The sequence below is a fragment of the Sulfitobacter sp. HI0027 genome, from assembly GCF_001634775.1.
GTDB lineage: Bacteria > Pseudomonadota > Alphaproteobacteria > Rhodobacterales > Rhodobacteraceae > Sulfitobacter.
The window spans coordinates 23434-33193 of record NZ_LWER01000453.1 but is presented as its reverse complement, the minus strand read 5'-3'; the positions used below and the strand labels follow the sequence as shown (position 1 = coordinate 33193).

At 61.9% G+C, this 9760-nt stretch carries 7 protein-coding genes and 2 pseudogenes; 2 read left to right on the top strand and 7 right to left on the bottom strand.

Annotated elements, in window-relative coordinates; all coding sequences use genetic code 11:
- A pseudogene (locus tag A3722_RS25035) lies at nt 1–210 on the top strand (IS110 family transposase); the annotation flags it as partial.
- Between the two features lie 206 nt (nt 211–416).
- Here A3722_RS25035 and tcuB read toward each other — a convergent pair.
- The 3 genes and pseudogenes from tcuB to A3722_RS22060 all read right to left on the bottom strand — a co-directional run bounded on the left by tcuB (nt 417) and on the right by A3722_RS22060 (nt 3533).
- Entirely contained in the window at nt 417–1481 is a 1065-nt protein-coding gene (tcuB, locus tag A3722_RS22070) for a tricarballylate utilization 4Fe-4S protein TcuB (RefSeq protein ID WP_067622750.1), read from the bottom strand.
- Nucleotides 1471–2856, bottom strand: a pseudogene (gene tcuA / locus A3722_RS22065) (FAD-dependent tricarballylate dehydrogenase TcuA). Before tcuA ends, tcuB begins: the two are co-directional and overlap by 11 nt.
- Nucleotides 2853–3533 carry a GntR family transcriptional regulator gene (locus A3722_RS22060; protein ID WP_067622753.1) on the bottom strand — a complete coding sequence of 227 codons (681 nt, stop codon included), beginning with the start codon at nt 3531–3533 and terminating at the stop codon, nt 2853–2855. The pseudogene tcuA and the gene A3722_RS22060 overlap by 4 nt, the downstream one beginning before the upstream one ends.
- An 88-nt stretch (nt 3534–3621) precedes the next feature.
- Here A3722_RS22060 and A3722_RS22055 point away from each other — a divergent pair, with 88 nt between their 5' ends.
- Complete coding sequence (locus tag A3722_RS22055) at nt 3622–4668, top strand: AbrB family transcriptional regulator (protein ID WP_067916463.1); 1047 nt, start codon at nt 3622–3624, stop codon at nt 4666–4668.
- Here A3722_RS22055 and A3722_RS22050 read toward each other — a convergent pair.
- The 4 genes from A3722_RS22050 to A3722_RS22035 are packed head-to-tail and all read right to left on the bottom strand — an operon-like array spanning nt 4643 to nt 9730.
- Nucleotides 4643–5617 carry a D-2-hydroxyacid dehydrogenase family protein gene (locus A3722_RS22050; RefSeq protein WP_067628052.1) on the bottom strand — a complete coding sequence of 325 codons (975 nt, stop codon included), beginning with the start codon at nt 5615–5617 and terminating at the stop codon, nt 4643–4645. The two genes, A3722_RS22055 and A3722_RS22050, sit on opposite strands and share 26 nt — an antisense overlap.
- A 9-nt stretch (nt 5618–5626) precedes the next feature.
- Nucleotides 5627–6598: a universal stress protein gene (locus tag A3722_RS22045; RefSeq protein ID WP_236627507.1), complete on the bottom strand. Its 972-nt coding sequence runs from the start codon at nt 6596–6598 to the stop codon at nt 5627–5629.
- Between the two features lies 1 nt (nt 6599).
- Nucleotides 6600–7688, bottom strand: coding sequence for a 4-oxalomesaconate tautomerase (locus A3722_RS22040; RefSeq protein ID WP_067628049.1), 1089 nt, complete (start codon nt 7686–7688; stop codon nt 6600–6602).
- 11 nt (nt 7689–7699) lie between these two features.
- Nucleotides 7700–9730, bottom strand: a complete 2031-nt coding sequence (locus A3722_RS22035; protein WP_067628046.1) for a tripartite tricarboxylate transporter permease — start codon at nt 9728–9730, stop codon at nt 7700–7702.
- Between the last annotated feature and the right edge of the window lie 30 nt (nt 9731–9760).

Sequence of the window (9760 nt, the reverse complement as noted above, 5' to 3'; positions counted from 1 at the left end):
CAGTATCTGCGATCATTGCTTGTTGTTGGTATGACATCACTCGTTCGACAAACACGATCCCATCCCGAGCGAGCCAGCAAATGGCTTACATCGTTGCTTGAACGCAAACCTGCGCGTGTCGCAACCGTCGCCATGGCCAACAAGACCGCCCGGATCGTCTGGGCAGTGCTTACCCGCAACGAACCCTACAGCCCACGCACTGTAGCCTGAGACGAAAGGAACAACGAGTTAGCAAGACCCGCGAGATGATGGTGCATAAGTCTGCCGCCAAAGCCAAGACACTCCGCCGAATGGCGCGGGCATAATAGCCCGTAAAGCTGATAGGAACTTGGTTTGCGGAACCCATCAGGGCCAGCGGTCAAAACCGCGCAAACAGGCCGGACACATGACTGCTTCTGACAAATGCACAAATCAGATCAAAAATGTCTTGCTATGCAGGAGCCATCCACACACGCCATTCGGTAAAACCCATGGGCCATTTTGGTGAAGGGTGTCAGCAAAAAGAACGCGAGCACCGCGCCGAGGTGAATAACCAACAGGCCCGGCATCCAGCCAGAGCCGCTTGCCGCATAGAGCAACAGCCCGCTCAGCCCGACAAACCCCAGCAACCCGGTAAAGGCGATCTCTCCGCCAAAGGCATTGGTCGCACCGAGCGATTTGTCCGACCGCAGTTTGAGCCAGACCATTTTGCCACAGCCCAGCACTAACAGAATACCGCCCGTCAGACCAAGGATTTTGGGGGCGGAGAACAGCCCGTAAGGAGCGGGCATACCAAGCAGGTAGTGCATAAGCGTCGCCACGCTGGTCGAAGCAAAGCACAACAGAAAGCCGTACATGATCGCCTGATGCGCATAGCGGCGGGCATGGGTGAAGCGGTCTTCGTCCTCAAAGTTGCAACCGTCGCCATGCCCGCCCTTGAGATTGCGCATATACGCGATTGAGGCAACGGCCCCGCGCAGATGCGAGAGGCGAACCGGGGCACCGCCGACGGTTTGCCAGTAACGGCGCAGCCCGATGGCGATACTGAACAGCGGAAACAGAAAGGCGGGCAAAAAGATCGCCACCATCGCATTGTGGGACAACACCGCATAGAAACCTTCGCCCCCCAAAGCGGCCAGCGCACGGGCAGCCCAGAACAGCAGGGCAAAGCCCACGACAGTGGCGAGCACGATGGCGAGGCCGTTTTTCTGAAAGGCTTTCCCGGCGGCACGTGGAAAGGCGAACTCTTCCCAACTGTCTTGGCACACATCGGCCAAAGCTTGGGGCAGGTTCAGTTCAAACTCATGCGGGGCGGTGTATTGGCAGGCGTAGTAGCAGCCCCGGCAATTGTGACAGAGATTCGCCAGTTGCGTCAGGTCTCCGTCAGAGAAGGCGCGTTCGGCTTGTAGGGCCGGGAAGACCGAGCAGTAGCCCTCGCAATAGCGGCAGGCGTTGCAGATTTCGGCCTGACGGCGGGCCTCTTGGAGTAGATCAATTTGCATGGTCTGCGGCCTCCTTGCCTGCGATACGTCCGAAAACGGTGCCGATGGTCATGCCAAATCCGGCAAGATAGCCTTGGCCCAAGATCGACCCGGCCATGGTTTCGCCCGCCGCCCAGAGATTGCTGACAAGGCGGTCGTCAATGGAGCATTGCGCGTTTTCGTCCACCTTTAGGCCAAGGTACGTAAAGGTGACGCCGGTGCGCAGGCTGTAGCCGTAAAACGGCGGCTCGGTGATCGGTCGGGCCCAGTTTGTCTTGGGCGGGGTCAGACCCGTGGTCGCCACGCCATCAAGCTCGGTGGGGTGGAAGGCAGTTTGATCGCCGCAGGCTTCGCTAAACTCGGCGACTGTCTGCTCCAGCGCATCAGCGGGCAGGCCCATCTTTCCTGCCAGTTCCGCCAGCGTATCGGCTTTGATCGGTGGAAAAACCGAAGGCATGAACAGGTTCAGCGATTTCGCGTCGATAATGACATAGCCGACCTGATCGGGCTGGGCGGCCACCAGTCGGCCCCAGATAGAGTAGCGTTTGGGCCAGACATCCTCGCCTTCGTCATAGAACCGCTGTGCGTCTTTGTTCACGACGATGGAGAAGGGCACGCAATCCAGCCGCGTGACGATCCCGCCGTCGAACTTCGGCGCGCGTCCGTCGATGGCGACAGCATGGCATTAGGTCGGGTCGCCCACCTGTGCGATGCCTTGATCCAGCAGGTCCGCCAATACCACGCCGCGGTTATAGGGCGTGCCCCGGATCAGGAAGTTCTTTGCCGCTGGCCCCCATGCCCGCGCCAGCCAGTCGGTATCGGCCTGAAAGCCGCCAGAGGCAACGACGACGGATTTGGGCGAAAGGCTCTTGGCGGCCCCCTCATGCGTATAGTCCACCCGCGTCACCCGGTCGCCTTCCAGTTCGAGATGGGTCACGGCAGCTTCATAAAGCACATCCACGCCCAGCCCTTCGGCGGTGCGGTAATAGGCGTTCACGAGGCTCTTGCCACCGCCGCGAAAGAAGGCGTTGGTACGTGCAAGGGATAGGGTGCCCGAGAGCGAAGGCTGAAACCGCACGCCATGTTCTTCCATCCAAGGCAGGCATTCCTCAGAGGTACGGATGGCGAGGCGTGCGAGATGCTCATCCGTTTTGCCACCCGTCACCTTCATCAGGTCGGCGAGGTATTCCTCTTCGGTGTAGCTTTCGACCAGCGGCCCCAGTGGCCCGTGGTGCATACAGCCAAAGTTCCGGGTGTGGCGCGAATTGCCGCCCCGGTAGGGTTTTGGCGCGGTCTCAAGGATCAGCACGCGGGCGCCCGTTTCGGCGGCGGTGATCGCGGCACAAAGCGCCGCATTGCCGCCGCCGATTACGGCGATATCGTAGGTTTCGGTCACAGCAGGTCTCCGTCATAGGTCTCATCGCGCGAGGGCTGCGCGCGCAGGGCGCGCACCCGGACCCGTTGGGCCGCTTCGATATGCGCACGCATCGCGGCTTCGGCGCGGGCGGCATCACGGGCCTTGATCGCGTCGAGGACGCCAAAGTGTTCCTCCACCGCTTTTTCGGCCCGGTCAGGATCGGTGAGCGTCGTCGGTCCGAGGATCATCAGCGTCTTTTGCAGCGTATGGATCGATCGGGTGAGAAAACGGTTCTTTGCGGCGTCCAGAAGGGCTGCGTGGAACTGGCGGTTGAGGGTGAAGGCTTCGGGCACGTTGCCCAAGGTGGCGAGCGATTGGTTCATGTCCTGAAGCTCTTCAATCTCGATGTCCGAGGCGGCGCGGGCGGCCAACCGTGCGGCGGTGCCCTCCAACACGGCGCGCATCTCGTAAAGCTCCATCACCTCGGCATAGTCGAGTGTGCGGATACTCGCCCCTTGGCGCGGGATATGAGCAACCACGCCATCGGCCTCCAACTGGCGGATCGCTTCGCGCACGGGGGTCCGGGAGACCCCTAAGCGCTCGGCCAGCTCCGTTTCACGCAGGCGGTCGCCGGGGTTGAGCCGTCCGGCGCGAAGTTCATCCATCAACTGATTGTAGGCAGAGTTGCCCTGCGGTGTGTGGTCTTCTTCGCTCATAAAACCCCCTCCGATAGGTATTGCATACAGATGGATACAATCGCATCCAGAAAGGGTCAAGCCCGGAAGAATAAGTGAGTTGACCCCTATGCGCCTCTCCCAACCGACCCGCCGTCGTGCGCTGACCTTGATCCTCGCCTCGGCTGGTACCGCGTTCTTTTGGTGGCTCGATCTGCCGCTGCCATTCCTTTTCGGGCCGATGGCCGCCTGCCTTATCGCGGCATTGTCGAACGTGCCGATTAAAGGCTTTGGCCAAGTCTCGGTCGCGGCGCGCACAATCCTTGGAGTGGCGGTCGGCGCCTCGATCACGCCTGATCTTTTCCACCAACTGCCACAGATGGCGATGTCGGTTGCGCTGGTTCCGGTCTTTATCGCGCTGATCGGGATTATCGGCGTCCCGTTCTTTCGGCATGTTTGGGGGTTCGACGCGCCGACGGCCTATTACGCCGCGATGCCGGGCGGCCTGCAGGACATGGTGATCTTTGGCACCGAAGCGGGCGGCGATCCACGGGCGCTGTCGCTAATCCATGCGACGCGGGTGCTGATAATCGTCACCCTCGCGCCCGTTTTCCTGACGCTGGCTTACGGGGCCGGGCTGACCAATCCTATCGGCGCGCCGGTAACGGAACTGCCGGTGAGGGAGGTGGCCTTGATGGCCGCCGCAGCCCTGATCGGCTGGAAGGGAGGAGAGCGGATCGGCCTGTTTGGCGCGTCCATCGTTGGCCCGATGATCGTGACCACCCTCATGTCACTGGCTGGCCTGATCCACAGCCGCCCGCCCGCCGAAGCCATCCTTGCCGCGCAGTTCTTTATCGGCTGCGGAATCGGCGTGCATTTTCTGGGCGTGACATGGGGCGAGCTGACACGGGTGGTGCTGGCAGGCATCGCCTATGTGCTGGTGCTCGCCGTCTTGGCCGCAGGTTTCACCGGGCTCGTCACTTGGGCCAGGTTGGGCGATCCGGTCGAGGCGTTCCTTGCCTTCGCGCCGGGCGGGCAGGCCGAGATGACGGTGCTGGCCATCGTCACCGGGGCCGATCTGGGCTTTGTCATCACGCACCACCTGACCCGCATCGTGTTGGTGATCGTCGGCGCACCGCTGGTGGCGGGGCTTATGGCGCGTAGACGGAAGGATTGATCATATGGATCGGAGCGCCCGCTGCATAGGCGTTCACCTGTTCGAAGATATCGGTGAATTGCTTGTCGAATTCGTCTTCGGTGACAAAGCCGATATGTGGGGTGGCGATCAGCTTGGGGTGCGAGAGCAGCGGGTCGTTGGGATCCGTTAGCGGCTCGGAATCAAAGACATCCACCGCCGCCGCGCCGAGATGCCCGGCGTTGAGCGCTTGCAGCAGCGCGCCTTTGGCGATCAACCCGGCGCGGGAGGTGTTCACCAGAACCGCGCGGGGCGACATAGCGCTGAGGTCTTCCGCGGTGACACTTCCGCGGGTCTCAGGGGTCAGCCGAAAATGCAGGGAGACCACGTCGCAGGACCCGAAGAACGCCACGCGGCTCTCGGCAACGGTCTCACCGTCGACTTTCGCCCGCGCGCGTCCAGCTTCAGAGCCCCACCAGACAACCTCCATGCCAAAGGCGCGGGCATAATCGGCCACAACACGTCCGATGCGTCCATAGCCATAGAGCCCCAGCCGCCGCCCGCGCAGGCTGCGCCCTACGCCCATCTGCCAGTTGCCCGCCTTGGCACTCGCCATCTGCTGCGGCAGTTGCCGCATGGCTGAAAGGATCAGCGCAAATGTCAGTTCCGCCGCCGCATGGTTTGCCCCATCCGCACCTTTGTTGGAACACAGCAGCACGCCCTGATCGGGGCAAGCCGCGACATCCAGATGCGGATAAGCGCCGCGTTGCGAAATCAGGCGCAGGTTCGGCAGGCGCTCCAGCAGCCCCCGCGTCACCGTCGTCCGCTCGCGAAAGAGCACCACGCAGTCTGCATCCTGCAAACGGTCGGCCAAGATGGCCTCATCGGGCTGATGGTCCGTCCAGACAGTGACATCGTGCTCCGCCAACAGGTCAAAGCAGGGCAGTCCGCGCAGGGTGTCGAACCAGTCGTCGAGAATGTGAACCTTCATCCCTGCACCCTATGCTGAAAGAGCATTGATCGCTTTGCTTACCCGTTCATGTAGGATCAGCAAATCAGGGTCGCGGTCCTTCTGCGTGCCGATGCCGGCAATCAACTCGGCGCGCAGTTTTTCCAGATCACGGCGGGCGACGTGGATTTTCTCGTAATTGGTCATCATTCGCTTCTCAATGGGCAACAAAACGGGGATTTTGATCTTTTCCAGCACCTCGGCGGTCACGCCACCAAGGAAATCTTCGCGAAATTTGGAGTGCCCATAGGCACCCAGCACCAGCAGCGAGGGATCGTGCCTTTCGCAATAGGACAGTGCCACCGGATGGGTAATGGGAAAGTTCTCATGCACCGCTTCGACGCCGTGGCGCTCCAGATGGGTCATCAGATCGGCGATCGGCCAAGCGGTGCGTTTGCCCACCGTCAGAACGCTGACCCGGCCATCGGCCTCAAGCAGGCGCAGGCTGTCTGACAGTGCCCGCGCGGCGGCGCGCCCGCCGTCCCATGCCAGCGCCGCATGGCTGTGCTGCGCGCCCGCGTCATAGCCCGCGGGCACCACGATTACAGGACGCCCAGATTGCAAGGCGATGCGGTCCGGGTGGTGGGTCACATGAGCGTCGTCACTCTCGGTCCGTGCGCCGACGATCAGCATGTCATAATAGCGGGCGCCTTCGGAGAGCAGCGTGTCTACGCGGCCGGTCTCTTCGCGGAAATCCAGCGCGTCGCCCAGACCGAGAGCGGGGCGGAGTTCTTCGAACCGGCGGGTGACCTCGGCTAAGATTTCGCTGTTGGCAGCCTCCAACAGGGCGCGGGCCTCTTCGGGGATCCAGCGCGAGCGGCGGTCGATCACCTCATGCGCGGTATGGGCAAGGATCGCCGTGACATGCGCGCCGCGCTGTTTGGCGAGGGAAGCGGCATAGCGCAGCGCGGCGACGGAGGCGTCGGAGCCGTTGAAGGCGACAAGCAGGCTCATCACGGGCATGTCAGCGACCCTCCCAAATGCGTGAGGGGACAAAGACGCAGCCATCCGCCAGCTTGCGCGCCGTCCGCAGCAGACCAGCAGAGTTCAGCGCGAAGCCGTCGGACGTGTCGTAATCCACCAGCACGTCAATCGTGCCAGAGGCATGTTCGAGCACAACGTTGGCGGGGCTTTGAATGGGGCGTTCCAACAGGCCATCGGCCACACTGCCAAGCGTGAGCGCGCAGGACGCTAGGCATTGCGCCCCGGTTACCGCCATGGAGGGGTGCGTGTTCCACGGCATGAAATAGCGCGTCCCGATTGTGCCGCCATCGCGGGCAGGGGCCAGCAGACCGAACTTGGGCGTGACGGATTTTGCCACATCCCCCATGCCCATGGCGGCCCCGGCCTGAAGGCGAATTGCCTCCATCCGCGCGAAGAAATCTTTGTTCGCGTCGAGTTCGGCGACGCTTTCATACCCCGTCAGACCAAAGTCCGCCGCGCGGGCAATGACCATCGGCATGGCGACATCCATGCAGGTGACTTCGATCCCGTCAAAGGTATCGCGGATGTTGCCCGTGGGCAAAAACGCTCCGGTCGAAGAGCCGACGACACCCATGAAGTTTAGCGCCACGGCGGCACCGGCTCCGGGCACGCCCGCGATCTCGGTGTCGCCGTCATAGGTGAGCACGCCACCGGGGGTCAGCACTTTCGACAGCACCTTGGCCCCGGTGTTGACCGCGTGGATTTTGACATCCGTTACATCGCTGGTGGGTTGGACGAGGCCCAATTCCACCGCCGCTGGCCCGACACCCGACAGGATATTGCCGCAGGTCGGTTTGAAATCGACCAACCGATCCTCGACCGAAACTTGAGCAAAGAAATAGTCCACATCGGCCCAACCGTCCTCCGAAGGTGAAAGCATCGCGACCTTGGTGGTCACCGCCGCGCCGCCGCCGATGCCGTCGATGTTGAGCGGATGGCCGGAGCCCACCACGGCGAGCAGCACTTCGGCGAGGGTTTCGCGGTCTTCAGGCAAATCCGCGCGGTTGAAGTATGGCCCCCGCGAGGTGCCGCCGCGCATGAAGAGATAGGGGATAGCAGTCTGTGTCATCTCTAAGCTCCTCAGTTCAGCGGCCAGGGCAGATCGACTGCGCCTTGCAGCAGACCCGGCGGGAAATCACGGTTGAGTGCCCCGGCCATGACGCACATCAGCGCGATGCCGCAGGCGGTCAGGATCAGGGTTTTCGGCCAATGCGCCTGTGCACGAACCCGCAGGAAGCTGATCAAAAAGCCCAAGAGCGCGAGGATAAAGCCGACGAAATAGGTGGCGACGATCAGCCCCACGAACCATGCCAGCGTGCTCCACAACCCGTAGGGCGCATCCGCGTCCTCGCCCGAGCCTTCCTTGTCGGCAAAGATCGGATCGCTTTCGGGACGCAGGATCATTTGCACCAGCAGGATTAGCAGCGCGGCCAATGCGATGCCGCCAACAACCAGCGGCACGATCTTGTCGGTCATGTTGTAATCAGGGATCAGCGAGGCATTCACCAGCGCGGCCACCACATAGCCCATGATCAGCAGCAGAAAGACGAACGGTGCGCGTTTGGAGCCGGACTGAACGTCGCCCTCGGCCATGATCGACTTGGCTTGACGCAGGCCCAGCACGACAGAGACCACAGTGATGATCAGCAGAACGATGACGATAGGGGAGAAGACATACTCCATGCCTTCCTCAAAAGATTTGCGGAACCGGAACGATGCGATCTGGAAGGCTTGGTTCGAGAATTTCTCGACCGGGTTGGACAGCACGAAGCCGATCAAGAAGGCTGGGCGCGACCAGTCGAAGCGGCGCAGGAAGATGCCGATTAGGCCGATCACGAAGAGCGCGAGGATGCCTTCGAAGTTCTGCCCCGACTGGAACGCCGCGAAGGAGATCAGCATGAACAGGAACGGCGCGAGGTAGGTGAAGCGGATGGTGGTCAGCTTGGCAATGCCGCCCGAGGCCGCGATGCACAAGAGCGTGCCGACGACGTTGGCCAGCGCCAGCAACCAGACGATGGAATAGGTGATGTCGAGGTTGTCGCGTAGCATCGAGGGGCCAACTTCGATCTCGCCAGAGCCCAAAAGCGCGATGGCACCGATGAAAATTGCCATCGAGCCAGAACCCGGAATGCCGAAGAGCAGGGTAGGGACCAAGCCGCCGCCCTCTTTCGCGTTGTTCGAGCTTTCCGGCCCGATCACGCCGCGCACTTCGCCTTTGCCGAAATTCGATTTGTCTTTCGTCGTTTGAACCGCGTGGCCATAGGCGATCCAGTCAACAACTGACCCACCAAGGCCGGGGATGATGCCGACGACCACGCCGATCAGCGAACAGCGCACCGACAGCCATTTGTTGGCAACCCAATCACGCACGCCTTCACCCCAGCCCGCGCCAAGTTTGGCTTCTTTGGAAAACGCCCGGTCTTGGCGCAGAAGCGGAACGATCTCGGGCACGGCAAAGATGCCAAGGCCGACGATTACCAGTTTCAGCCCGTCCGTCAGGTAGGGGATGTCATAGGTCGCCATCCGCAGGGAGCCGCCCGCATCGGCCTCACCGATGGTGCCGATCAGCAGGCCGAGGCCCGCCGCCGCCAGACCTTTGAGCGCTACGCGCCCGGCCAGAACCGCGACCATCGACAGACCCAGGATCGAGATCATCAGCATTTCGGGCAGGCCGAAGGACAAAACGATGGGCCGCGCGATGACGATGAACATCGTCAGGAACGCCGCGCCAACCAGACCGCCAAAGAGGGATGAGGTGAAAGCCGCCGAAAGCGCCCGTGCGGCTTGGCCCTTTTTGGCCATCGGAAACCCATCGAGCACCGTGGCTTGGCTGGCCGAAGACCCTGGTATGCCCATGAGGACCGAGGCGAATGTGTCAGAGGTTGGCACCACCGCGACCATGCCAATCATCAGCGCCAGACCCAGCACAGGGTCCATGCCGAACATGAAGGGCAAAAGCAGCGACAGCCCCGCGATCCCGCCGAGGCCGGGAAAGACCCCGACAGCGAGGCCCATGACCACGCCCAGCAGCAGATATCCCAGAACCATAGGTTGCAGAATGAGAGCCCATGCATCGCCAAGCGCAGGCAGAGCGGTTGCGAACAGAACCATCGCACCGACCTCGAAATGTTAGAATAAAGG

Excerpts from the sequence above, each read along its gene's own strand:
- A3722_RS22060 (WP_067622753.1), bottom strand. The coding sequence starts at position 3,533 with ATGAGCGAAGAAGACCACACACCGCAGGGCAACTCTGCCTACAATCAG.
- A3722_RS22055 (WP_067916463.1), top strand. The coding sequence starts at position 3,622 with ATGCGCCTCTCCCAACCGACCCGCCGTCGTGCGCTGACCTTGATCCTC.
- A3722_RS22050 (WP_067628052.1), bottom strand. The coding sequence starts at position 5,617 with ATGAAGGTTCACATTCTCGACGACTGGTTCGACACCCTGCGCGGACTG.
- A3722_RS22035 (WP_067628046.1), bottom strand. The coding sequence starts at position 9,730 with ATGGTTCTGTTCGCAACCGCTCTGCCTGCGCTTGGCGATGCATGGGCT.
- tcuB (WP_067622750.1), bottom strand. The coding sequence starts at position 1,481 with ATGCAAATTGATCTACTCCAAGAGGCCCGCCGTCAGGCCGAAATCTGC.
- A3722_RS22040 (WP_067628049.1), bottom strand. The coding sequence starts at position 7,688 with ATGACACAGACTGCTATCCCCTATCTCTTCATGCGCGGCGGCACCTCG.
- A3722_RS22045 (WP_236627507.1), bottom strand. The coding sequence starts at position 6,598 with ATGCCCGTGATGAGCCTGCTTGTCGCCTTCAACGGCTCCGACGCCTCC.